Here is a 24759-nt window from a genome sequence, read left to right on the forward strand (position 1 = left end):
TCATGTTGCGTCGCGTCCTCGAAGAGTTCGGCCTCTTCCTCATCCCCTTCGCGCTGTTTCTGGTCTACCTCGTGCTCGCCGGTCGCAACCCGCTGCGTCGCGTCCACTGGGATGCCCACCTCTTTCGGCTCGTGCTCGCCGGATTGACCATCGTGATCGCGACGCTCGTCTACGAGGGCCTGTTCTCGGACCGCCACGCCGGCGGCTACGTGCCGACGCATATGGAGAACGGGCGGCTGGTCCCCGGTGTCTTCCGGTGAAGCGGGTTCTCAATTCCGGCGGCTTGGTGGCACTCCTCGACCGCCCGGGCGTCTGCCGGGCCCTCGCGGCCCTGGATGAGGCGGGCGCCGAGACCCGGCTGGTCGGCGGCTGCGTCCGCGATGCCCTACTCGGGATTGGTGCCGCCGACATCGACCTGACCACCACGCTGCGGCCGGAGATCGTCATGGCGCGGGCGCGGGCAGCGGGCCTGAAGGCAGTTCCGACCGGGATCGAGCACGGCACCGTTACCCTGATCACCGAAGATGGGCCGCTCGAAGTCACCACGCTCCGCGAGGATGTCGAGACCGACGGCCGCCATGCGGTGGTTCGGTTCGGAAGCGATTTCGCCCGGGACGCCGAACGCCGCGACTTCACGATCAACGCCTTGTCCCTCGGCCGAGACGGGCGGCTGCACGACACGGTCGGCGGGTTGGCGGATCTGGAGGATGGGCGGGTGCGCTTCATCGGCGATCCCGCGACGCGGATCCGGGAAGACGCCTTGCGGATCCTGCGCTTCTTCCGCTTCCATGCGCGCTTCGGCAGCGAGGCGCCTGAGGCGGCGGCGCTCACCGCTTGCGTGGCCGCGCGGGACAGCCTGCGCCGGCTCTCGCGGGAACGGATCCGCGACGAATTCCTGAAACTTCTGGCGTCGACCGGCGGCCCGCCGTTGATATCGATCTTGAGCGGGACCGGCCTGCTTCAGCGGATCACCGGTGGCGTCGGCGAGCTGGGACGGCTCAAGCGCGCTGCCGAAGCCGGCTTGTCGCCCGTGATGCGGCTGGCGGCGCTGGCGGTTGGCGCACGACACGATGCGGATCGCCTGCGCGAGCGTTTTCGGCTCTCGAATCCGGAGCACGGCCAGCTCACCGCCTATGCCGCCGCGCTGGCGGGCCTCCACGGCCGAACCTGGGTTGACGCTGCGGCGGCCCGGGCCTGCGCGGCCGAGCATGGCCTGTCTCTCGTGACGGAGACGCTGGCGGTTCTCGCAGGCGAGCCACGGCCCGACGTAACCGACGCGGGGCGCCAGGCGCTCACAGCCTTGCGGGAGGAAGGTGGACCGCCAGCATTTCCGATTGCGGGGGCTGATCTGGTCGCCGCCGGGATCTCACCGGGTCCAGCGATCGGCCGCGCTTTAGCAGCTGCCCGGCGTCTGTGGCTGGAACGCGGATGTCCGTCCGGCGCGGATGCGAGAGCGGCATTGATGGAGGCCGCACTGGCCAGCGTACACGTGCTGTAGATTTACTGCATCAAGGCAATGGCTCGGCGCCCCATCCGACGTTGCGCACTGAGCCAAAACTACATGCAGATGCCCCGTAAGGGAGCGTCGCGCCTCAGAGCTTCAGGAGCGCCTTGGTCTCCCGGAGCTGGACGATCTGCCCGTTCAGCTCCTCGCGCTTCTGCAGATCCTCGGTCGCGTCGCGCTGGATCTCGACGGCCTCGATGTCGCGGTCGAGCGAGTCCTGGGTCAGCTCCTCGATCGGCGCGGCGCGCTCGGCCAACACGGTGACCGCTGTCGGTCCGATATCGGCGAAGCCGCCGCGGACGTAGATCCGTTTGCCGCTGCCCTGACTCTCGGTGACCACGATCACGCCGACCCGCAGGGAGGTCAGCACGGGCGCGTGGCCCGGCATCACGGTCATCTCGCCCTCGGTGCCGGGCAGCTGAACGGCGGTCACCTCGCCAGAATACAGCGTCCGCTCGGGGCCGACGAAATCGAAGTGGAAGGTGGCCATGGCCTCAAGCTTTCCCGCATCCGCAACATGCTCTCCTCCCCCTTGCGGGGAGGAGCTGGAGGTGGGGGTGGTACAGAAGGAACCGGATCGCTCAATCCTGTGCCACCCCCACCCCTGACCCCTCCCCACAAGGGGGAGGGGATGCCCGCACTTACGCCGCCTTCAGCTTCTTGGCTTTCTCCTGAGCCTGCTCGATCGTGCCGACCATGTAGAAGGCGGCCTCGGGCAGGTCGTCGTAGTCGCCGTTCACCAAGCCCTTGAAGCCCTTGATGGTGTCCTCCAGCGGCACCTGCACGCCCGGCGAGCCGGTGAACACCTCGGCGACCGAGAAGGGCTGCGAGAAGAAGCGCTCGATCTTGCGGGCGCGGGCCACGGTCAGCTTGTCCTCCTCGGACAGCTCATCCATGCCCAGGATCGCGATGATGTCCTGAAGCGCCTTGTAGCGCTGCAGGGTCTGCTGGACGCGGCGGGCGACGTCGTAGTGCTCCTCGCCCAGGATCGCGGGCGAGAGCATGCGCGAGGTCGAGTCCAGCGGATCCACCGCCGGGTAGATGCCCTTCTCGGCGATCGAGCGCGACAGCACGGTCGTCGCGTCGAGGTGGGCGAAGGAGGCGGCGGGCGCCGGGTCGGTCAGATCGTCGGCCGGCACGTAGATGGCCTGCACCGAGGTGATCGAGCCCTTGTTGGTGGTGGTGATGCGCTCCTGCAGGGCGCCCATGTCGGTGGCCAGCGTCGGCTGATAGCCCACCGCCGAGGGGATGCGGCCGAGAAGCGCCGACACCTCGGAGCCCGCCTGCGTGAAGCGGAAGATGTTGTCCACGAAGAACAGCACGTCCTGGCCGTCGTCACGGAACTGCTCCGCGATGGTCAGGCCGGTGAGTGCCACCCGTGAGCGGGCGCCGGGCGACTCGTTCATCTGGCCGTACACCAGGGCGCACTTGGAACCCTCGGCCGAGCCGCCATTCTCCTTCGGGTCCAGGTTCACCTTGGACTCGATCATCTCGTGGTAGAGATCGTTGCCCTCACGGGTCCGCTCGCCCACGCCGGCGAACACCGAGTAGCCCGAGTGCACCTTGGCGATGTTGTTGATCAGCTCCATGATCAGCACGGTCTTGCCGACGCCGGCGCCGCCGAACAGGCCGATCTTGCCGCCCTTGGCGTAGGGGGCGAGCAGGTCGACCACCTTGATGCCGGTGACGAGAATTTGCGCCTCGGTCGACTGGTCGGCGTAGGAGGGGGCCGGCTGGTGAATGGCGCGGTAGGTGTCGGTCACGACCGGACCCGCCTCGTCGATCGGCTCGCCGATGACGTTCATGATCCGGCCGAGCGTGTTCATGCCGACCGGAACCTTGATCGGCTCACCGGTATCGGTGCATTCCTGGCCGCGGGTCAGGCCCTCGGACGTGTCCATCGCGACGCAGCGGACGGTGCTCTCACCGAGCTGCTGGGCCACCTCGAGGACGAGACGGGCGCCGTTGTTCTTGGTCTCCAGGGCGTTCAGGATCTCGGGCAGGTGGCCGCTGAACTGGACGTCGACCACGGGGCCGATGACCTGGATGATCTTGCCGACCTTGCTGGAGCCGGCGCCGGGGAGTGCGGTGTTCGCCATCGTGTACCTACCCTTCAAGCTGTGCGGTCGGGAAACGGCGCCCTAGAGGGCTTCCGCACCCGAGATGATCTCGATGAGTTCTTTGGTGATCATGGCCTGACGCGTGCGGTTGTAGATCAGCGTCTGCTTCTTGATCATCTCGCCCGCGTTGCGGGTGGCCGAATCCATGGCGCTCATGCGCGCGCCCTGCTCGGAGGCGGCGTTTTCCAGGAGCGCCCGGTAGATCTGCACCGTCAGGTTCTTCGGCAGCAGCGTCTCCAGGATCGCTTCTTCGGAGGGCTCGAATTCCAGAGCGGCGTTGCCGATGGTGGCCTTCGCGGAGGTATCGGCCGCGGGCAGCTCGGCCGGGATCAGGCGCTGCGCGGTCGGAATCTGGGAGATGACCGACCGGAACTCGGAAAAGAACAGGGTTGCGACATCGAACTCGCCGGCCTCGAAGCGCGTCAGGATCTTGTTGGCGATCTCGGCCGCGAATTCGTAGTCCACCGGGCGGTTGCCGCGGATATCCATGCTCTCGACGATCTGATCGCGGTACAGGCGCCGCAATTGGTCGTTGCCCTTCTTGCCGACCGTCATGATCTTGACGGTCTTGCCCGCTGCGGTGAGCTTCAGGATGTGTTCCCGGACCGCCAAGCGGACGATCGAGGAGTTGAACGCGCCGCACAGGCCGCGGTCGCCGGTGCAGACGACCAGGAGGTGGACCTGCTCGGCACCGGTCCCGGAGAGCAGCTTCGGGGCGCCGACGCCGCCGACCAGATTGCCCGCGAGGTTGCCCAGCACCTGAGACATCTTCTCGGCGAAGGGACGGCCGGCCTCGGCAGCCATCTGCGCCCGGCGCAGCTTGGCGGCGGCGACCATCTGCATGGCCTTGGTGATCTTCTGCGTCGCCTTCACCGAGGTGATGCGGTTGCGCAGGTCCTTCAAACTCGCCATCGGGTGAGGTCCAGGTCCGTTCTATGGGCCTCTCCTTCCCTCAGCGGGAAGGAGCCGGAAGTTCGGGCGGTGCAGGCGGTCGAAGCCCCATGCACCGCCCAAGATCCCTCCCCGAGGGGAGGGGCCTCACATCAGGCGATCGACTTGACCACACCCTCGACCACGCTCTTCAGCTTGCCGGCGTTCTCGTCCGACAGGTCCTTGGAGGTGGCGATGGCGTCCAGCAGATCCTTATGCTTCGTGCGCAGCGTGCTCAGCAAGCTGTCCTCGAAGGGGCGGATCTTGGCGACCGGAAGCTTGTCCAGGTAGCCGTTGACGCCCGCGTAGATCACCGCAACCTGCTCTTCCATCTTCAGCGGCGAGAATTGCGGCTGCTTCAGGAGCTCGGTGAGCCGCGAGCCGCGGTTCAGGAGCTGCTGGGTCGAGGCGTCGAGATCGGAGCCGAACTGCGCGAAGGCCGCCATCTCGCGGTACTGCGCCAGCTCGCCCTTGATCTTGCCGGCGACCTTCTTCATCGCCTTGGTCTGGGCCGAGGAGCCCACCCGCGAGACCGAGAGGCCGACGTTCACCGCCGGGCGGATGCCCTGGTAGAACAGGTCGGTCTCGAGGAAGATCTGGCCGTCGGTGATCGAGATCACGTTGGTGGGGATGTAGGCCGAGACGTCGTTCGCCTGAGTCTCGATGACCGGGAGCGCAGTCAGCGAGCCGTTGCCGGCGGCATCACCCATCTTGGCGGCGCGCTCGAGCAGGCGGCTGTGGAGGTAGAACACGTCGCCCGGGTAAGCCTCGCGGCCCGGCGGGCGCCGCAGCAGCAGCGACATCTGGCGGTACGCCACGGCCTGCTTGGACAGATCGTCATACACGATCACCGCGTGCATGCCGTTGTCGCGGAAGTACTCGCCCATGGCGCAGCCGGCGAACGGCGCGATGAACTGCATCGGCGCGGCGTCCGAGGCGGTGGCCGCGATGACGATGGAGTATTCCATCGCACCCTGATCTTCCAGAACCTTCACGAACTGGGCGACCGTCGAGCGCTTCTGGCCGATGGCGACGTAGATGCAGAAGAGCTTCGCCTTCTCGTCGCCGCCTGCGGCGTGGCCCGGCTTCTGGTTGAGGATCGTGTCGAGGGCGATGGCGGTCTTGCCGGTCTGACGGTCGCCGATGATCAGCTCGCGCTGGCCGCGGCCGACCGGGATCAGGGCGTCGATCGCCTTCAGGCCCGTGGCCATCGGCTCATGCACCGACTTGCGCGGAATGATGCCCGGGGCCTTCACGTCGACCCGGCGACGCTCGGTGGACTGGATCGGGCCCTTGCCGTCGATTGGGTTGCCGAGACCGTCGACCACGCGGCCGAGCAGTCCCTTGCCGACTGGCACGTCCACGATCGCGCCGGTGCGCTTGACGGTCTGGCCTTCCTTGATCTCGCGGTCGGAGCCGAAGATCACGATGCCGACGTTGTCCTGCTCGAGGTTCAGGGCCATGCCCCGGACGCCCGACTCGAACTCGACCATCTCGCCGGCCTGGACGTTGTCGAGACCGTAGGCGCGGGCGATGCCGTCGCCGACGGACAGGACCTGCCCGACCTCGGAGACCTCGGCTTCCTCACCGAAGTTCTTGATCTGCTCTTTCAGAATCGCGGAGATCTCGGCGGCGCGGATGTCCATACTCGGGCCTCTGTCGCTAAAGCGTCTATGAGTGTTCGGGTCGGATGGGGGCGCTTACGGCGCAGCCCGCATCGCGAGGCGGATACCGTTGAGCTTGGTCCTGAGCGAGGCGTCGACCATGCGCGAGCCCATCTTCACGATGAGGCCGCCGATCAGGCTCGGATCGACCACGAGGTCGACATCGACCTCGGCCTTGGCGATGTCGCGCAGCGACGCCTTGATCTCCTCGATCACGGTGTCGGACGGCTTCTCGGCCACCCGCACCTCGGCGCGCACGATGCCCTTCGAATCCTGCACCAGGGCGCGGAACGCGGCGATCATGTCGGGCAGGGCGAAGAGCCGGCGATTCGACGCCGCCAGCCGGATGAAGTTTCCGGCGAGCCCGCCGATCCCGGCCTTGTCGAGCACGGCGCCGATGGCGGCCGCCTGCTCCTCGGCGCTGAAGACCGGGCTGCGGACGAGGCGGCGGAGATCCGCGCTCTCCTTCAGCAGCCGATCGAATTGGTTGAGGGATTCGGCGACCGCGGCGACCTGGCGCTCGTCGCGCGCGAGTTCGAACAGGGCGGAAGCGTACCGGCCCGCCACGCCTGCGACCAGGGGACCAGCCTCGGAACCGTTCTGCGCCACCCGTCGCTCTCTTCTCTGGTTGCCCGCCCGCTCCGCGCGCTCCGGCAGGAGCGCGGTGCGTGACCGTTCGGGACGTGGGATCGCGCCGGCAGCGGACAGGGTCGAGAACCATCCTCGCGGCGCGGCGACCGCCTAGCATGCCAGCATGGCCGCGCGCAACACGGCAGGCGCGTCTCGCAGCGCGTGAGGACGGCAGAAGTGTGACGCAGGCCCCGTCTCAGCAGGCCAGCCGGTCGCAGCGCCGCATGCTGGCGATCATCTTCGCCAGGGCACGGGCGCCCGGATGACCGAGGATGCCGCTGTTTCCGAGTACGTAGGAGGGCGTGGCATAGAGCCCGAGATCAGCGGCCATGCGCATCTGGCTCTTGAGCGCCATGCGCACCTCCTCGCTGTCGGCAATCTCCTCGACTTCCGCCTGCGGGATCCCAAGGGCAGCCGCGGCCGTCAGCGCACCCGGCCCGTCGATGCGGCCGGGCTTGCCCAGCAGCGTCCGATAGAAGCCCCAGGCGGCCTCCGAACCCAGCCTGCGCTGGACCGCCAGCATCACCTTGGCGGCCTGCGCCGATTGCGGCGACAGAATCGGATTGTGGAAAAGCCCGATCCGCAATTCGCCGTCGCTGTCGTGCAGTGCCACCATGTCGGCGGCGGCCTTCCGGCAATACGGGCAGTTGAAATCGTAGAACTCGTAGAGCGTGGTCCCGGCCTCGCGCGGTCCGACATAGGTGACGCCGCGCAGGGCAGAAATCTGGCCGGTGATCTCGCCGGGCAGGATCGTGTTGGCGACCGCCCGTCCGTCGTCGCCGGTGACGGCGACGCGCTGCCCATAGGATTGCGCGGCCGCATGGCCGAGACCGGAACCCAGCGCGGCACCAGCGGCTGCGATGAAAAGACGTCGGGAGACCGGCATGGGGTTCGTCCAGGGCATCACGGGTCCGCCCGGACCTTGCCGGGGCAGGCCTGAGGGAAACCAGGGGCTCGCGTCGGTTTGATGGCCGAACCGCGTGAATACGCGGCCTACCGTAAGCCCTTCGGCCGGTCACCCGCCGCCCAGGCCAGGGCCTGCTCCAGCCGGTCGTTGCCCCAGAACAGCTCACCGTCGTCGACCAGGAAGGTCGGCGCCCCGTAGATGCCGCGCGAACGCGCCTCCTCGACGTTGACGCGGAGCTTGGTCTTGTTGGCCTCCGCGGCGGCGGCGCGCACGGTCTGGGTGCCGTCGAGGCCGAGCGTGTCGAGGATCTCGGCGACTGCCGCAGGCTCCGCGATGGAACGGCCCTCGGCGAAACTCGCGGTGAACACCGCCTTCGAGAAGGGCACCAGCCAGTCCTGATCCTGGCCGAGCACGGCGACGCGCACGGCGCTCAGGCTGTTCTGTGGGAATTGCGCGGGCTTCGTCAGCGGCGGCAGGCCGAGGCGCGCGGCCTCGCGCTCCACGTCACGCCACATGTTCTTGCCCTTGGCCGCGTAGAGATTGAACGGCGAGGTGGTCCAGCCCTGGGAGGCAAAGAGCGGCCCGACCAGGAACGGCCGCCACCGGATCGCCACATCGGCCTCCGCGGCCGCCGCCTCGACGCGCATCGCCGCGAGATACGAGTAGGTCGAGGCGAATTCGTACCAGAACTCCAGAATCGGCTGGCGCGCCATAGACTTCGCTTCTCCGAATGCACTTTCGCGGCGGTGATCACAGGCAACGCCCGCGCCGTTCTTCCACGGCCGCAAGGCCGCCGTGAGGCGAAACGCGGCCGATCCTTCGGCAAAGGCTACGCGCCAAGCGGCACGCCGGTTGCAGGCCAATCCCACCCGCGATAAGCGGCACAAGCCCTCTCCCAGTTCCGGAAGCCGCATGTCCGTTCCCGCGAAGAGCCCCGTGAAGAAGGTCGTGCTGGCCTATTCCGGGGGGCTCGACACATCGATCATCCTGAAGTGGCTGCAGACCACCTACGGCTGCGAGGTCGTGACCTTTACGGCCGATCTCGGCCAGGGCGAGGAGCTGGAGCCGGCCCGGCGCAAGGCCGAGCTGCTCGGCATCAAGCCCGAGAATATCTACATCGAGGACCTGCGCGAGGAATTCGTCCGCGACTACGTCTTCCCGATGTTCCGGGCCAACGCCGTCTACGAGGGCGTCTATCTTCTCGGCACCTCGATCGCCCGGCCGCTGATTGCCAAGAAGCAGATCGAGATCGCCGAGCGCGTCGGGGCCGATGCGGTCTGCCACGGCGCCACCGGCAAGGGCAACGATCAGGTCCGGTTCGAGCTCGGCTATTACGCCCTGAAGCCGGACGTGACGGTGATCGCGCCCTGGCGCGAGTGGGACCTGCGCTCCCGGGAGCAGCTCATCGCCTTCGCCGAGCAGCACCAGATCCCGATCGCCAAGGACAAGCGCGGCGAGAGTCCGTTCTCGGTGGACGCCAACCTCCTGCATGCCTCATCCGAAGGCAAGGTGCTGGAGGATCCAGCGGTCGAGGTGCCGGATTACGTCTACTCGCGCACCCTCTCTCCCGAGGAGGCGCCCGACCAGCCGACGGTCATCACGATCGGGTTCGAGCGGGGCGACGCGGTTTCGATCGACGGCGAGGCGCTGTCCCCCGCGAACCTGCTGGCGAAGCTGAACGAGCTGGGCCACGCCAACGGCATCGGCCGGCTCGATCTCGTGGAGAACCGCTTCGTCGGCATGAAGAGCCGCGGCATGTACGAGACGCCGGGCGGCTCGATCCTGCTGCCCGCCCACCGGGCCATCGAGTCGATCACCCTCGATCGCGGCGCCGCGCACCTCAAGGATCAGCTCATGCCGCAATACGCGGAGTTGATCTACAACGGCTTCTGGTTCTCGCCGGAGCGCGAGATGATCCAGGCGTTGATCGACCGGAGCCAGGAGAAGGTCACCGGCACGGTGCGGCTGAAGCTCTACAAGGGCGGCATCCACGTGATCGGCCGCGAGAGCCCGCACTCGCTCTACGACCAGGATCTCGTGACCTTCGAGGAAGGCGCCGTGGCTTACGACCACCGCGACGCGGCGGGCTTCATCAAGCTCAACGCGCTGCGGTTGCGGACCCTGGCGCAGCGCAAGAAGCGCGAAGGCTGAGGCGTCAGGCCGGCTTCCAGACCGCGGGTGATCCCGCGCACTGGAAGTCGCCCGGCCCGAGATCGGCATACCGCAAAAAAATCTGGAGGGCCGGCTGCATCTCACGGTGGAGCCGGACCCAATGCCTCTCCGCGTCCTCGTCGTCGTTGGCCGCCACCTCCGGTACCGCCGCGAGATGGCGGCCCATGGCGGCGGTGTAGGTGTCCCCGACACCATAGGGCTGGGTCGGATCCACCCGCGGTACATCCCCCGCCGGATCCCAGTCGAAGGCGAGATGCGGGATCAGTGCGAGGTGCTCGGCGGTCACCGCGAAGGTGATGTGCTCCGGCGTCTCGCCCGTCTGCGCATCCCGGAAGACATCGCCGACCGTGCCGTGCTCGAGTTTCGCCAGACCGTTGTGATACTGGTAGCGGCCGGGCTTCAGCTGCGCGTTCTGGACGAAGACCGCCAGCCCCTTTTCCAGCGCGCGATGCTCATCCGCGGCCCCCTCGTCGTCGCCGGTGACGTTGGCGATGTCGCCGTCCCGATCGAGGCTGCCGTAGGGGGCATCCGGATGGATGGTCGGCGCCCCCGGCTCGGTGCCGCCCCAGGCTACGACCATGCGGCGGAGCAAGGCGATGCGCTCCAGGGTCAGGTCGTAGACGGCGTCGCTCATGGGTGTCGGCTCTGGCTTCGGTTCTGGCGCATGTCTTACAGACCGGTTTCGGCGGCTGCTACCGCCGCCGGCCGTTGTTTCCGTCGCGGTTCTTCCAGCAACCGGCGTTTCGTTTCTCGGGTTGAGACGACGTTTGCCGTGCCGGTCCGAGCCGGGCCACCGAATTCCCGGTCGCCCCGCACGTCTCTCGTTCAAGCCCTATTGGCTCCTCCTAGTGCTCTGACGCATTCACCTCGTTCATGCGAGTGAGCACGAGTTCTTTGGTTTTGCATCAATTTTTCCAGACTCGGCTGACGCCCCCGTCTGGATCGATGCACTAGTCCGCCCGGTGAGCGGTCTCATCCGGCGGCGCATGCTCGCCGCGATCAAGCGAGACAGCGCGCGTCCTTCGAGCCCGGGACAGGTCATCGCCGCAGGCAGCCCGTAAGTCCCTCCACCTGACCCATCATGGCCTGGATCCGCGCGGCGCGGCGGCGCACGCCGGGGGAGGGACGTCCGGCGCTGCGCAGGATCGGGTTCGGCAGGACGGCGGCCAGAAGCGCGGCCTCGCCTCGGCTCAGGCGACTCGCATCCTTGCCGAACCAGTGCCGGCTCGCAGCCTGGGCGCCGTAGATCCCGTCGCCCCACTCGGCAACATTCAAATAAATCTCCATCATGCGCCGCTTGCCCCAAAGGGTGTCGAGAGCAAACGCCAGCGGGATCTCGACCGCCTTGCGGATGTAGGAGCGGCCGGGCCAGAGGAAGACGTTCTTCACCGTCTGCATCGCGATGGTCGAGGCGCCGCGGCTCGGCGAATCCTCGTCCTCCACCACATCGCGGATTGCCGAGACATCGACGCCGTGATCGAGGCAGAAACGCTGATCTTCGGAGGCGATCACAGCCAGCACCAGGGCCGGGGCGATGCCGGACAGCGGAACCGGATCGCGGCTGACCGGCTGAAGCGTCAACCACCGACCCAGCATCAGGGTCGACGGCGGCATCACCGCGCTATAGACGAGCGCCAGACCCAGCACGAGGACGAAACCGATGGCGGGGAGCAGCAGCAGCGTCCCCACGATCTGCCGGACCCGGCGGGAGCGCCGCGGGCGGGCGCGCGGAAGATTGCGTTCCGCCGCCCCCGCCATGCTGCCCACCCCGCTCACCGCGATTTCGTTCCCGTACAACTGACACGCGATTGGTTTTCGCAAGGCCAGGACCGGACGTAGCGCCCGATGACCCCGACATCCTCAACGCAGGCCCCGACCGGTTCGGTCAAGGCTGGCACGCAAGCCGTCGAGTTTACCCACAGGTTGACTGAGGTCGCCGGGACGGTCGAGACCTTCCTGGTGGAGCGCCTCGGCCCGGAGGTCGGCCCCGGTGAGATCGCCCGGCCGCCCCGCCTGATGGCGGCGATGCGCCACGCGGTTTTGGGCGGCGGCAAGCGCCTGCGCCCGTTCCTCGCGATCGAGACCGCCCGGATGCTCGGCGGTTCCGAAGCGGCGGCGTTGGCGGCCGGCGCCGGGATCGAGCTGGTGCATTGCTACAGCCTCGTCCACGACGACCTGCCCGCCATGGACGACGACGATATGCGCCGCGGCAAGCCGACGGTTCATAAGGCCTACGACGAGGCCACCGCGATCCTGGTCGGCGACTCACTTCAGACCCTGGCCTTCGAGATCGTGGCCGACCCGACCTGGCAGCCGGATGCGCGGATCCGGGCCGACCTCGTGCTCGGTCTCGCCCGGGCCTCGGGCCTCGGCGGCATGGTGGGCGGCCAGCTCCTCGACCTGACCGCCGAGGGCCGGTTCGGCGCGGCCAACATGGACGTGGACGACACCCTGCGGATGCAGGCGATGAAGACCGGCGCGATCCTGGCCTTCTCGGTGGAGGCCGGCGCGATCGTGGGCGGCGCCGACGAGGGCCAGCGCGCGGCCTTGCTGCGCTACGGCCTCGCCCTCGGGCAGGCCTTCCAGATCGCCGACGACATCCTCGACCGCGAGGCGTCCCCCGAGGCGATGGGCAAGGCCACCGGCAAGGACAAGGACGCCGGCAAGGCGACGCTGGTCGACCGCCTCGGCATCGACGGCGCGCGGGCCGAATGCGACCGCCTCGTCGGCGTCTGCGAGGACGCGGTCGGTTCCTGGAGCGAGAAGGCCCGCATCCTGCGGGACGCCGCCCGGTTCACGGTGGCGCGCAAGACCTGAGTATGGTTTCGAAAGGTCGAAACTTTTCGCGGGTCGAGGGCAGAGCCCTGGAGAATAGCTCAGGGCTCTGCCCTGAGCACCCGCCAAAGGGCTGAGCCCTTTGGAATCCCGGAATCATCGTTCGAGCGGCGCCGACCTTGCCGGCGTCCGCCCGATCAGGCCTTGTTCTTGTTGTAGACGTCGAGACAGACGGCGGCGAGCAGCACGATCCCCTTGATCACCTGCTGGTAGTCAACGCCGATGCCCATAATCGACATGCCGTTGTTCATCACCCCGATGATGAAGGCGCCGATCACCACGCCCGAGACCTTGCCGATGCCGCCGGAGGCCGAGGCGCCGCCGATGAAGCAGGCCGCGATCACGTCGAGTTCGAAGCCCACGCCCGCCTTCGGAGTCGCGGTGTTGAGCCGGGCGGCGAAGATCATCCCGGCGAGGCCCGCCAGCGCGCCCATATTGGCGAAGGTCAGGAAGGTGAGCCGCTCGGTCTTGATACCGGAGAGCCGCGCCGCCTTGAGGTTGCCGCCGAGCGCGTAGATCCGCCGCCCGATCGTGGTCCGCGTCGTGGCGAAGCGGTAGAGCATCACCAGCACGAACATCACGAGCAGCACGTTCGGCAGGCCGCGATAGGCACTCATCTGGTAGGCGAAGGCCAGGATCACGATGGTGGTCACGCCGTTCCGGAAGATGAACGAGGCCCAGGAATCCGCCTCCCCGCCGTTGCGGACCCGCGCCACGCGGCGGCGCCAGTTCAGGCCGACCAGGATCAGCGATAGGGCGGCCGCAATCAGCAGTGCTGTCCAGGGGCCGGCGAAATTAATGAGGAATCCCTTGGAGAGGAGCTGGAATACCTCCGGGAACGGGCCGATCGAAGCGCCCTGCAGAAGGGCCAGCGTCATGCCGCGAAACACCAGCATGCCGGCCAGCGTCACGATGAAGCTCGGGATGCCGAGATAGGCCACGAAGTAGCCCTGCAGGCCGCCGATGGCGGCGCCCACGGCCAGGCATATGATCGTCGCAGTGAGCGGATCGAAGCCGAACCGGACCATCAACATGGCCGCGAGCGCGCCGACAAGGCCGACCACCGAGCCGATCGACAGGTCGATATGGCCCGCCACGATGATGAGGAGCATCCCCAGCGCCATCACCACGACGTAGCTGTTCTGCAGGATGAGGTTGGTGAGGTTCAGCGGCTGGAACAGCACGCCGCCGGTCGTGTACTCGAAGAACAGGGTGATGACCGCGAGCGCGAAGACCAGCCCGTAGTCGCGCAGCTGCGCCATCGACAGAAAGCCCCGCTGAACACGGGACGCATTGGCAGACATGGAGGCGGAACGTCCTTCTGTGACCGGGATCATGGGCTTGCTCGCGGGGATATCGGTCATCCGTTCAGGTCCTTGGAGCGCATGATCGCGCGCATGATCGCCTCCTGGCTGGCCCCCTCGCGCTGGAATTCGCCCACGAAGCGCCCCTCGTTCATCACGTAGATCCGGTCGCACAGGCCGAGCAGCTCGGGCATCTCGGACGAGATCACCAGCACGCCCCGTCCCTCGGCGGCCAGCTCATTGATAATGCTGTAGATTTCGTACTTGGCGCCGACATCGATGCCGCGCGTCGGCTCGTCCAGAATCAGCACCTTGGGCTGGGTGAACAGCCACTTGCTCAGCACGACCTTCTGCTGATTGCCGCCCGACAGGTTCACCGTCTGCTGCGCCACGCCGAAGGAGCGGATCCGCATCTTGCTCCGGTAGCCGCTGGCGACCCGGTGCTCCGCGTCCTCGTCGATCACCGTGGCCTTGGATACGCCCGGCAGGTTGGCCAGCGTGGTGTTCTTGGCGATGTCTTCGCCCAGGACGAGACCAAGCTGCTTGCGGTCCTCGGTGACGTAGGCGATCCCCGCGGCGATCGCCTTCTCGATCGTCGAGACGTCGACGTCCGCGCCGTCGATCCGCACGGTACCACTGATGCCCTGCCCGTAGGAGCGCCCGAAGAGGCTCATGGCGAGCTCGGTCCGGCCCGAGCCCATCAGGCCGGCGATCCCGACGATCTCGCCCCGGCGTACGGTCAGGTTGACCCCGCGCACCATTGTCCGGTCGGGATGGATCGGGTGGTGGGCCGTCCAGTCCCGGACCTCCATCAGAACGTCGCCGATCTTCGGCTCACGCACCGGATAGCGGTTCGCCATCGTGCGACCGACCATGCCGCGGATGATGCGGTCCTCGTCCACCGCCTCGCTCCGGCAATCGAGTGTCTCGACGGTGGTGCCGTCGCGCAGGACGGTGATCCGGTCGGCGACCTTCGAGATCTCGTTGAGCTTGTGCGAGATCAAGATCGACGCGATGCCCTGATCCTTGAAGCGCAGGAGCAGCTGCAGCAGCGCCTCGCTGTCGGTCTCGCTCAGACTCGCGGTCGGCTCGTCGAGAATAAGCAGCTTGACCTTCTTGGACAGCGCCTTGGCGATCTCCACGAGTTGCTGCTTGCCGACGCCCAGATGCGTCACCAGCGTATCGGGGTTCTCGTCGAGCCCCACGATGGCCATCACCTCACGGGATCGGGTGTAAACGCGATCCTGGTCGATGATGCCGAAGCGGGCCGGCTCGTTGCCGAGGAAGATGTTCTCGGCGATCGACAGGAACGGCACCAGCGCGAGTTCCTGGTGGATGATCACGATCCCCAAGCGCTCGCTGTCGGAGATGTCCCGGAAGTGGCCCGGGCGGCCCTCGTAGACGATCTCGCCCTCATAGGAGCCGTGCGGATAGACGCCGCTCAGCACCTTCATGAGCGTCGACTTGCCGGCGCCGTTCTCGCCGACAAGGGCATGAATCTCGGCGGGCGCGACGGTGAGGTTGACGTCGCTGAGGGCCTTGACGCCGGGGAACGACTTGGAGATCCCCCGCATTTCGAGGACGGGCTGCATGCGACTCTTTCCGGCTCGGTCTGCGTCGCGTCGTTCCCCCCTGCAGCGGCGATGGGAACGACGCGAAATCCTTGATTTGACGCACGCTCACGCCGCACCGGCGTCCGGTTCGGCGGAAAGCGCTTCGGATGGGACCGCACCGGCGCGACGCCGGCGCAGGATCGAAAGGACCGGCATCCCCGGCCCCGCGGCGCTTACTTCAGCTGGTCAGGGGTGTAGTAGCCCGATTCGACCAGAACCGGCTTCCAGTTGTCCTTGGTCACGATCACCGGCGTCAGCAGGTAGGACGGGACGACCTTCTTCCCGTTGTTGTAGGTCTTCGTATCGTTGACCTCGGGCTGCTTGCCGGACTCGATGGCGTCGATCATCGCCACCGTCACCTTCGCGAGCTCGCGGGTGTCCTTGAAGATCGTCGCGGTCTGCTCGCCCGCGATGATCGACTTGACCGATTGCAGTTCGGCGTCCTGACCGCTGACCACGGGCAGCTTCTGATTGCCGGAGCCGTAGCCGACGCTCTTCACCGACGAGATGATGGCCGTCGAGATACCGTCGTAGGGCGAGAGCACCGCGTCGAGGCGGGCGTTGCCGTAATAGGCGGAGAGCAGGTTATCCATCCGGGCCTGGGCGGTCGCCGGGTCCCAGCGCAGGGTCGAGACCTTGTCCATGCCGAACTGGCCGGAGCGCACGACGAGCTTCTTCGAATCGATGTAAGGCTTCAGCACCGACATGGCGCCGTCGTAGAAAAAGTATGCGTTATTGTCGTCGGGCGATCCGCCGAACAGCTCGATATTGAACGGGCCCTTGCCGTCCTTGAGGCCCAGCGCATCGACGATTGAGGTCGCCTGCTGCACCCCAACCTTGAAGTTGTCGAACGTGGCGTAATAATCAACGTTGGGCGTTCCCTTGATCAGGCGATCGTAGGCAATCACCTTCACGCCGCGCTCGGCCGCTTTCGACAGGACGTCACCGAGGGTTGTCCCATCAATCGATGCAACGACCAAGAGCTTCACGCCCTTCGTCAGCATGTTCTCGATCTGGGCAAGCTGGGTTGGGATGTCATCGTCCGCGTATTGCAGGTCCGGCTTGTAGCCCTTCGCCTGGAGCAGCTTCACGATGTTGTTGCCGTCATCGATCCAGCGCTGAGACGACTTCGTCGGCATGGCAACCCCGATCGGGTCGCCGCCCGCGGCCTGGGCCGACGATAAGGCACTCCCGAGGAGCGCGGCCCCGAGGATCAGCTGGCGTAACGTCTGCTTGGCGAACATGACTCCCCCTTGTTTATCGTGCGGCAGTACAAGGCTTTTTGCGCCTTTTGCCACCGCGTTCCATCACCATCGGCGGAGAATCCGAGTCATAACCAATTATGCTTTAAGCATAGATCTGACACGGATCGAAGCTATCCATCTCCAGTATTTGAAGTGGATATTGATAATCTGCCGATGTGCTGAATTCTATCGAGCGCGGATAGCGATCGTTTGCGGAATCACCGCGAAGTGGACGCCGAGGTGGCGGAATTCCTTATCCCAGCGTGTGAACGGGTTCGACCCCATCCGTTCTTCGTTGCTGAATTTGTATGAGTTATAGAACGGGACGTCAATCGTGTGCGCGGGGGCAGGCTGCGCTGCATCTGGGAATGCACAGCGATGGCAGAGAGGCGGCTGCGGCCGCCAGGCTCAGCCGCGTCCGACGAACGGCATCTTGGTGGCCATGATCGTCATGAACTGCACGTTGGTGTCGAGCGGCAGGCTCGCCATGGTGAGCACCGCCTGGCCGACATGGGCGGGATCCATCACCGCCTCGGCCCGCAGCGAGCCGTCCGCCTGGGGAACCCCGGCCTTCATCTTGCCGCCCATAGGCGTGTCGGCATTGCCGATATCGATCTGCCCGCAGGCGATGTCGTAGGCACGGCCGTCCAGCGAAGTCGCCTTGGTCAGGCCGGTCACCGCATGCTTGGTCGCCGTGTAGGCGATCGAGTTCGGCCGCGGGGCGTGCGCCGAGATGGAGCCGTTGTTGATGATCCGGCCGCCACGCGGATCCTGGTCGCGCATGATCCGGAAGGCGTGCTGGGTGCACAGGAACAGGGCGGTGAGATTGGTATCGACCACCTGGCGCCACGTCTCGAGCGGCAGATCCTCCAGGGGCACCGGCGGCGCGCCGATGCCGGCATTGTTGAAGAGGAGATCGAGGCGGCCGTACTGCGCCCGGGTGCGGGCGAACAGGTCGGCGATCGAATCGGGGTCGGTCACGTCGGTGGGCACCACCAGCGACCGGTCTCCCCCGATCTCGGCCGCCACTTCTTCGAGGGGCGCCGGCCGCCGACCCGAGAGCACCACGTGCCACCCGGCGCCGGCGAGCGCCACGGCGGCGGCCCGGCCGACTCCGGTTCCGGCTCCGGTCACGATTGCGATCCGATTGCCCGCCATGGATGCCTCCCGCTTCTGTGTCACGGCGCTGTACCGGATGGCGGCGCCAGCGCGAAGGGATCGGCATGTCAGAGGCGGCGCGCGGTTACATGTGGGACGGTCGGTATCGCGCCCGGGGATACGTGCTGCACATCGGAACCGGACAGCGGCGCCCGTGTTTCGAGCCCCCGTCGTCTTGACCGCGAGCGCTAACGGCCTCCTTTCGGGGCTAGACACTCGAATGGCGCTCAAGTCAGTCGAAGGCAGGTCAAATCCAGTGGAGATCGGGAAGAAGAGACGGTGGATGATGGCCGAACGGCCCGAAGCGATCCACGGAGCGGGGCGGGTTTGAGCGCGACCGAGATTCCGTTCCTGGCCGGGCTCGACCCAGCGGCCGTCGAGGCTGTGCTCGCCCGCATGGTTCCGGTGACTGTGCCGGCCGGCCGGATCCTGTTCGAGCAGGGCACGCCAGGGGATGCGCTTTTCATCCTTGTCTCCGGCGTCGTCGGTGTCTCGGCCCGCGACCATACCGGGATGCCGACCCGGATCGCGCGGCTGCGCCCTCCGGAGATCTTCGGCGAGATGGCGCTTCTCTCCGACGCCCCACGGGCGGCGACGGTGATCGCCCTGCGCGATACGCAACTTCTGCAGCTCACCCGCGGCGCCTTCGAAGCGGTGATCGCCGAGTATCCGCAGACACTCCTTTACCTGTCCCGCATCCTCGCCGACCGCCTGCGTCACATCTACGACGGCCGCTCGGTGCATCACGCGCCCCGGATCTTCACGATCCTGTCGGTGACGGACGGGCCGGAGCCGGCGGATTTCGCCCATCGGCTCGCCGCCGCCTTCGACGCTCTGTTGCCCGGCGAGACCGGCTGCCTGACGGATTGGCCGGACGGCGCCGACGAGGCGTGGTTCCAAGCCTACGAGGCGCGGCATGCGCGCGTGATCTTCGCGGCCCGCGAGATCGATTGCCCGTGGTGCCGGCAGAGCCAACGCCGGGGCGACCATGCGCTGCTGCTGGCCGAGCCCGGAGCCCCGCCGCAGCCCGCGGCGGCAGCCTATCTGGAGCGGGTGCGCTCTGACTGGATCCGCATGGACTTCGTCGTCCGGCAGGATCCCGGGGCGCGGCGCCCGAAGCCGCTGCATCCGGCGGTCGCCAAGCTGCCCGCTTCCCTGCGGATCCAGCTCCGCGACGGTGAGCAAGCCGATCTGCACCGGCTCGCCCGGCTCGCCAGCGGCGCGGCCAGGGGCCTCGTGCTCGGCGGCGGTGGCGCCCGCGGGCTCGCCCATCTTGGCGTCCTGAAGGCCCTCGACGAAGTGTCGTGCGCCCCTGATTTCGTCGGCGGGACGAGTATGGGAGCAATCATCGCGGCAAGCGTCGCCATGGGCTGGAGCCTCCCCGAGATCCAGAGGCAGATCGAGGCGTTCTTCGCCACCAGCAACCCGATCAACGACTACACGCTGCCGCTCCACGCCCTGACCCGGGGTGCCAAGGTCGATGCGGGCCTCGCTGCCCGCTACGGCGGCGCACGCATCGAGGATCTGTGGCTGCCGTTCTTCTGCGTCTCCTCGAACCTCACCACCGGCAGCACGATGATCCATCGCTCCGGCGACCTGACGCAGGCTCTGCGCGCCAGCATCGCGATCCCAGGCCTGCTTCCACCGGTGCTCTGCGACGAGGGCGTGCTGGTCGATGGCGGCATGATGAACAACCTCCCGGCCGACGTCGCTGCCGACCTGGAACGCGGACCGGTGCTCGCCGTCGATGTCGGCAGCGACCGCGCGTTCCAGGACATGCCCGCGCGCGGCTGGACCGGCCGCTTCGTGCGCAAGCTGATCGGCTCGCCGCTGGCGATGCCGGGCCTCGCGCCGCTGCTGCTGCGCGCCGCCACCGTTTCGGGCGACGCGCAGAGCCTGATGGCGGCGACTCATGCTACGGTGGTGCTCAAACCCCAGCTTTCTGGCATCGACCTGCGGGCATGGTCGCGGTTCCGCGAATCAGCTGAGCTCGGCTACCGCGAGACCCGCGCCGGCCTGGAGAACGGCAGCCTCGCGCGCTGGGTGGACCCGGTGCGTTGAGATGTCCGCGTGCGGCAGCGCACAAGGGCATGACCTCCCCTGTAACCCCGTCGGCCCGGCAACGATCTTTCCCACAGGATCGCTATCGGAGTTCAATATCGTGCTCACCCCCGCCATGACCGAATCTCCCCGAAACCCGCCCGTCGCCGATCCGACCCGGGGTCTGCTCGAGGGAGCGGCCTTCGTCCTGCTCTGCCTGTGGACCCGGACAGCACCGGAACGCCTGCGTAATCAACTCTCGCCAGAAGCCGGCGCCTGCGCCACTCTGGGCTTCTGACGGCCAAGCAGGCCACCCGCTGGAGCGGAGCATCGACGACGATGGATGTTGCGGGTGTGACCTTCCGGCGGATCGCGCTCCCGGAACTCAGCCTGCACGTGGCCGAGGCCGGTCCGGATGCCGGCGCGCCGACCATCCTGCTGCACGGTTTCCCGGAATTCTGGTACGGCTGGCGCCACCAGATCGGCCCACTCGCTGCAGCGGGCCTGCGGGTCATCGCGCCGGATCAGCGCGGCTATGGCCTCAGCGACAAGCCGGCGGACCTCGAAGCCTATCAGCTGGACCGCTTGGCCGGCGACGTGATCGCGCTCGCGGATGCCTTTGGCTTCCCGACGGTGCGGCTGGTCGGGCACGATTGGGGCGGCCTGGTCGCGTGGTGGGTGGCGAGCCACTACCCGGACCGGATCGAGCGACTGGCGATCCTGAATGCGCCGCATCCCGGCATCGTCGGTGACTATATGCGGCACCATCCGGGCCAGATGCTCCGCAGCTATTACATTGGTCTGTTCCAACTTCCCGGTCTGCCGGAACGCCTGCTCACCGCGGATCGGTGCCGGGCGCTGCGGCGGGCGCTCACCACCACCAGCCGTCCCGGCGCCTTCGCAGCCGCCGATCTCGACCGCTACGTCGAGGCCTGGCGTCAGCCCGGGGCGATGACCGGCATGCTGAACTGGTACCGAGCCCTGGTGCGGCTCCCCCGGGCGAAGCCGCCCCGGGTTCGCGTGCCCACCCTGATTCTCTGGGGCCGGCGGGACACAGCCCTGCAGGCAGGCCTGGCGGAAGCGAGCCTCGCAATCTGCGACGAAGGACGGATTCGCTGGTACGATCGCGCCAGTCACTGGCTCGCACACGAGGAGCCGGCCGCGGTGAATGCCGATCTCATCGCCTTTCTCGCCTGAGCCGCCGCTGTCCGCTCCATAAAATTGCACTGATAAAACGATTTCACTTTACAGTCATTGCAAGTCGACAGGGAGCCAAACCTTAACACGCAGCAGGCACTGCTTTAATCCATATTCTTTCCAAGGTATATTTCAATGTTTCCTGCACTAAGACGGAACCGTCCGATCGTTTCCGGATTGGGGGATGGCTTCTGAAAGCCGATCGGAGATTTGAGACCATGTCGTTTCGCACCCTGCTGACCGCGGGCCTGTTCGCCGGCAGCCTCTTGGCCGGCTCGGCGGTGGCTCATGCTGCCCCCGCAATGCCGCAGCCCGGCTTGGCCGATAGCGGCCTGACCCAGAACGTCGTGATGCATCACCATCACCGGATGCATCGCCATCATTCCACCCGACACGAACGCCGGATGCGACGCCTCAACACGATGCGCCACGGTAACCCGAACGCCCGAAACCCGTCGCGGCCCGGCTACCAGCAGCAGCTCGGCAACACCACGGGCGGCCCCCGCTACTGAGCGATCTCCGCTGACGGGGATGCCGGTCCGGCGCAAGAGCGCAGGCCATATCAAAGAGTGAGCGCCATCCACTGCCGCCGCGGCTTCTCCCCAGCCGCGGCGGTGCGCGCCTCCTGATTCGCGGGCTGCGCTCTGCTAAGACGCGCCATGGCCCGCACCGCCGTCCGCCCCGCAGAGCTACCGCCCGCCCCGGGCCTCGATCCGGTCGGCGCCACGCCGATGATGGCGCAGTACATCGAGATCAAGGCCGCCAACCCGGACTGCCTGCTGTTCTACCGGATGGGCGACTTCTACGAGCTGTTCTTCGAGGATGCGGAGATCGCCTCCCGGGCTCTGGGCATCGTGCTGACCAAGCGCGGCAAGCATGCGGGCGGTGAGATCCCGATGTGCGGCGTGCCGGTCGAGCGCTCCGACGACTACCTCAACCGCCTCATTGCCCTCGGGCACCGGGTGGCGGTGTGCGAGCAGACCGAGGATCCCGCCGAGGCGAAGAAGCGCGGCCCGAAATCGGTCGTGCGGCGGGAGGTCGTGCGCCTCGTCACCCCCGGCACGATCACCGAGGACCGTCTGCTCGATCCGGCTCAGGCCAACCTCCTGCTGGCGATCGGACGCCGCAAGACGGGGGAGGGCGCGGTCGCCTACGGGCTTGCGGCGGTGGATATCTCGACAGGCCGCTTCTCCCTGAGTGAAGTTCCGGCCGGCGACCTGATTGGCGCCATTGCCCGCCACGACCCACGGGAGATCGTCCTGTCGGAGGCGATCCACGCCGATCCGGCGCTGGCGCGGATCTGGCAGGAGAGCCGCGCCGCCATCGTCCCCCTGGCGCAGGCGGAGTTGGAGCCCGCCGCCGCCGAGCGGCGCCTGCGCGAACAGTACGGCGTCTCGACCCTGGAGGGCTTCGGCCAATTCACCCGCGCCGAGATTGCGGCGGCCGGGGCGGCGCTCCTCTACATCGCCCGCACGCAGCTTGCGGCCCGCCCGACCCTGGCGGTCCCGACCCGGGAGGATGCAGGCGCGACGCTCGCCATCGATGCCGCCACCCGGGCCAATCTCGAACTCACCCGCACCCTGTCGGGGGAGCGGACGGGAAGCCTGCTCGCAACGATCGACCGCACCGTGACGGCCAACGGGGCACGGTTGCTTGCCGAGCACCTCGCGGGCCCGCTGACCGACCTCGAGGCCATCGCCCGCCGGCACGAAGCGGTGGCGCACCTCGCCGAGAACGGTTCCCAACGTGCCGGCCTGCGCGATGCGCTTGCCCGGGCGCCCGACCTCGCCCGCGCCCTGTCGCGCACCGGCCTCGGCCGCGCCGGGCCACGGGACCTCGCCGCCATCGGCGCAGGTCTGGCCGTCGCGGCGGATCTTGGTGCACGATTGTTCGACACCCCGGACCTGCCCGAGGATCTCTCCCGACTGGCCGACCATCTGGCGCGAGCAGACGCTGCGTTGATCGCCACGCTGTCGGCCGCGCTCGCCGACGAGCTTCCCCTGAACCGGCGGGACGGCGGCTTCGTGCGCGCCGGCTATCACCCGGAGATCGATGAAGCCCGGACGCTCGGCCAGGATTCCCGCAAGGTCATCGCCGCCCTCCAGGCCCGATACGCCGAGCAGACCGGGTGCCGGACCCTGCGCATCAAGCACAACAACCTGCTGGGCTATTTCATCGAGGTCCCGCAATCCGTCGGCGAGGCCTGTCTGAAGGGCCTCCAGAGTGAGTTCGTCCACCGACAGACGATGGTGGACGCCATGCGCTTCACCAGCGTCGAATTGGGGGGCCTCGAATCCAAGATCTCGGGGGCCGCCGACCGGGCGCTGGCCCTCGAAGCAGCCGTGTTCGACGATCTCGCGGCGCGCGTGCTCGCACAGTCCGAAAACATCGCGGAGGTGGCGGAGGCGCTGGCCGGTCTCGACGTGGCGGCCAGCCATGCCGAACTGGCGGTCGAGCTCGACTGGCGCCGGCCCATCGTGGACGATTCCCTGAGCTTCGTCGTGGTCGGCGGGCGCCATCCGGTGGTCGAGGCGGCTTTGCGCCGGGCGGGCGAGCCGTTCATCGCCAACGCGTGCGATCTCTCGGGCGACACGCGGGGCCGGATCCGGCTGATCACCGGCCCCAACATGGGGGGTAAGTCGACCTTCCTGCGCCAGAACGCGCTGATCGTGGTGCTGGCTCAGATGGGGGCCTTCGTGCCGGCCGCGGAGGCGCGGATCGGGCGGCTCGACCGGCTGTTCTCCCGGGTTGGCGCCGCCGACGATCTTGCCCGGGGGCAATCGACCTTCATGGTCGAGATGGTCGAGACCGCCGCGATCCTGAATCAGGCCACCCGCCGCTCCCTGGTGATTCTCGACGAGATCGGCCGCGGCACGGCGACCTTCGATGGCCTGTCCATTGCCTGGGCCTGCCTGGAGCATCTGCACGAGGTGAACGCCTGCCGTGCGCTGTTCGCCACCCATTTTCACGAGCTGACCGCACTGGGCGACCGCCTCGCCCGGCTGGAGAATGCGACACTGAAGGTCGCCGAGCACCGGGACGGCGTCGTGTTCCTGCACGAGGTGGTGGCCGGTGTGGCCGAGCGCAGCTACGGATTGCAGGTGGCGCGGCTTGCCGGCCTGCCCGGCAGCGTCGTGGCGCGGGCCGGGGCAATTCTCAAGAGTCTGGAGAAGGCGGAGCGCGGCCGACCTGCCCGCGCCCGGATCGACGACCTGCCGCTCTTCGCTGCCCTCGCACCACCCCCGCCGCCGGAGCCCCCGCCCGAGGATCCGCTCGGGGCGCTCCTCGACGCCATCGATCCGGACGCGTTGACGCCCCGGGAGGCGCTGGACGCACTCTATCGGCTCAAGCGCGCGCGCGCGGGGAGGGGGTGAGGTGCGAATGTCGAAGGAAGCTCAGACGCCGCCGCGTCTTTTCTTCACCCTCTTCGGGCTTGCGGAA

General features: G+C 67.5%; 21 protein-coding genes. 8 read left to right on the top strand and 13 right to left on the bottom strand.

The features are described from left to right. The first annotated feature begins 2 nt into the window (after positions 1–2). Both MKK63_RS08880 and MKK63_RS08885 read left to right on the top strand, forming a co-directional pair. Positions 3–260, top strand: a complete 258-nt coding sequence (locus MKK63_RS08880) for a DUF6111 family protein (protein WP_244000761.1) — start codon at positions 3–5, stop codon at positions 258–260. Further along, a complete protein-coding gene (locus tag MKK63_RS08885; RefSeq protein WP_244000763.1) occupies positions 257–1498 on the top strand; it encodes a CCA tRNA nucleotidyltransferase in 1242 nt (413 codons plus the stop codon). The genes MKK63_RS08880 and MKK63_RS08885 overlap by 4 nt, the downstream gene beginning before the upstream one ends. 94 nt (positions 1499–1592) lie before the next feature. Here MKK63_RS08885 and MKK63_RS08890 read toward each other — a convergent pair whose 3' ends face one another. From MKK63_RS08890 to MKK63_RS08920, 7 genes are all read right to left on the bottom strand, one after another. Beyond that, positions 1593–1994, bottom strand: a complete 402-nt coding sequence (locus MKK63_RS08890; RefSeq protein WP_244000765.1) for a F0F1 ATP synthase subunit epsilon — start codon at positions 1992–1994, stop codon at positions 1593–1595. Positions 1995–2145: 151 nt separating this feature from the next. Beyond that, entirely contained in the window at positions 2146–3603 is a 1458-nt protein-coding gene (gene atpD, locus MKK63_RS08895) for a F0F1 ATP synthase subunit beta (RefSeq protein WP_243917010.1), read from the bottom strand. Between the two features lie 42 nt (positions 3604–3645). Then, the gene (locus MKK63_RS08900) at positions 3646–4536 is read right to left on the bottom strand and encodes a F0F1 ATP synthase subunit gamma (RefSeq protein ID WP_244000767.1); all 891 of its coding nucleotides are present in this window, start codon (positions 4534–4536) and stop codon (positions 3646–3648) included. A gap of 131 nt (positions 4537–4667) precedes the next feature. Continuing rightward, complete coding sequence (gene atpA / locus MKK63_RS08905) at positions 4668–6200, bottom strand: F0F1 ATP synthase subunit alpha (RefSeq protein ID WP_243916995.1); 1533 nt, start codon at positions 6198–6200, stop codon at positions 4668–4670. A 54-nt stretch (positions 6201–6254) separates the two neighbouring features. After that, positions 6255–6827: a F0F1 ATP synthase subunit delta gene (locus MKK63_RS08910; RefSeq protein WP_244000769.1), complete on the bottom strand. Its 573-nt coding sequence runs from the start codon at positions 6825–6827 to the stop codon at positions 6255–6257. Positions 6828–7044: 217 nt separating this feature from the next. Continuing rightward, positions 7045–7734, bottom strand: a complete 690-nt coding sequence (locus MKK63_RS08915) for a DsbA family protein (protein WP_244000828.1) — start codon at positions 7732–7734, stop codon at positions 7045–7047. A gap of 107 nt (positions 7735–7841) precedes the next feature. Further along, positions 7842–8468, bottom strand: a complete 627-nt coding sequence (locus MKK63_RS08920) for a 2-hydroxychromene-2-carboxylate isomerase (protein WP_243916988.1) — start codon at positions 8466–8468, stop codon at positions 7842–7844. A 199-nt stretch (positions 8469–8667) separates the two neighbouring features. Here MKK63_RS08920 and MKK63_RS08925 point away from each other — a divergent pair, with 199 nt between their 5' ends. Further along, entirely contained in the window at positions 8668–9906 is a 1239-nt protein-coding gene (locus MKK63_RS08925; protein WP_244000771.1) for an argininosuccinate synthase, read from the top strand. 4 nt (positions 9907–9910) lie between these two features. Here MKK63_RS08925 and MKK63_RS08930 read toward each other — a convergent pair whose 3' ends face one another. Beyond that, positions 9911–10561 carry a hypothetical protein gene (locus MKK63_RS08930; RefSeq protein ID WP_244000773.1) on the bottom strand — a complete coding sequence of 217 codons (651 nt, stop codon included), beginning with the start codon at positions 10559–10561 and terminating at the stop codon, positions 9911–9913. A 404-nt stretch (positions 10562–10965) separates the two neighbouring features. After that, positions 10966–11616 carry a monofunctional biosynthetic peptidoglycan transglycosylase gene (mtgA, locus tag MKK63_RS08935; RefSeq protein ID WP_244000830.1) on the bottom strand — a complete coding sequence of 217 codons (651 nt, stop codon included), beginning with the start codon at positions 11614–11616 and terminating at the stop codon, positions 10966–10968. Between the two features lie 156 nt (positions 11617–11772). On the opposite strand from mtgA, the gene MKK63_RS08940 reads away from it, so the two are divergent. Further along, complete coding sequence (locus tag MKK63_RS08940; protein ID WP_244000775.1) at positions 11773–12744, top strand: polyprenyl synthetase family protein; 972 nt, start codon at positions 11773–11775, stop codon at positions 12742–12744. Between the two features lie 155 nt (positions 12745–12899). On the opposite strand, the gene mmsB is transcribed toward MKK63_RS08940, so the two are convergent. The 4 genes from mmsB to MKK63_RS08960 form a co-directional block, all read right to left on the bottom strand. After that, complete coding sequence (mmsB, locus tag MKK63_RS08945) at positions 12900–14126, bottom strand: multiple monosaccharide ABC transporter permease (protein ID WP_409564492.1); 1227 nt, start codon at positions 14124–14126, stop codon at positions 12900–12902. Continuing rightward, the gene (gene mmsA, locus MKK63_RS08950) at positions 14123–15658 is read right to left on the bottom strand and encodes a multiple monosaccharide ABC transporter ATP-binding protein (protein ID WP_244000779.1); all 1536 of its coding nucleotides are present in this window, start codon (positions 15656–15658) and stop codon (positions 14123–14125) included. The genes mmsB and mmsA overlap by 4 nt, the downstream gene beginning before the upstream one ends. 194 nt (positions 15659–15852) lie before the next feature. Beyond that, entirely contained in the window at positions 15853–16923 is a 1071-nt protein-coding gene (gene chvE, locus MKK63_RS08955) for a multiple monosaccharide ABC transporter substrate-binding protein (RefSeq protein ID WP_244000781.1), read from the bottom strand. A 408-nt stretch (positions 16924–17331) separates the two neighbouring features. Further along, positions 17332–18081: an SDR family oxidoreductase gene (locus MKK63_RS08960; RefSeq protein WP_244000783.1), complete on the bottom strand. Its 750-nt coding sequence runs from the start codon at positions 18079–18081 to the stop codon at positions 17332–17334. Between the two features lie 327 nt (positions 18082–18408). Here MKK63_RS08960 and MKK63_RS08965 point away from each other — a divergent pair, with 327 nt between their 5' ends. The 4 genes from MKK63_RS08965 to mutS all read left to right on the top strand — a co-directional run bounded on the left by MKK63_RS08965 (position 18409) and on the right by mutS (position 24692). After that, on the top strand, positions 18409–20142 hold the full coding sequence (locus tag MKK63_RS08965; protein ID WP_244000785.1) for a patatin-like phospholipase family protein: 1734 nt from the start codon (positions 18409–18411) through the stop codon (positions 20140–20142). 318 nt (positions 20143–20460) lie between these two features. Continuing rightward, positions 20461–21318, top strand: a complete 858-nt coding sequence (locus MKK63_RS08970) for an alpha/beta fold hydrolase (protein ID WP_244000787.1) — start codon at positions 20461–20463, stop codon at positions 21316–21318. 218 nt (positions 21319–21536) lie between these two features. Further along, complete coding sequence (locus MKK63_RS08975; RefSeq protein ID WP_244000789.1) at positions 21537–21830, top strand: hypothetical protein; 294 nt, start codon at positions 21537–21539, stop codon at positions 21828–21830. Between the two features lie 147 nt (positions 21831–21977). Further along, positions 21978–24692 (top strand): DNA mismatch repair protein MutS, encoded by a 2715-nt coding sequence (gene mutS / locus MKK63_RS08980; protein ID WP_244000791.1) that lies wholly within the window; start codon positions 21978–21980, stop codon positions 24690–24692. The last annotated feature ends 67 nt before the right edge of the window (positions 24693–24759 follow it).

This window comes from Methylobacterium sp. J-088 (assembly GCF_022829295.1).
Classification (GTDB): domain Bacteria; phylum Pseudomonadota; class Alphaproteobacteria; order Rhizobiales; family Beijerinckiaceae; genus Methylobacterium.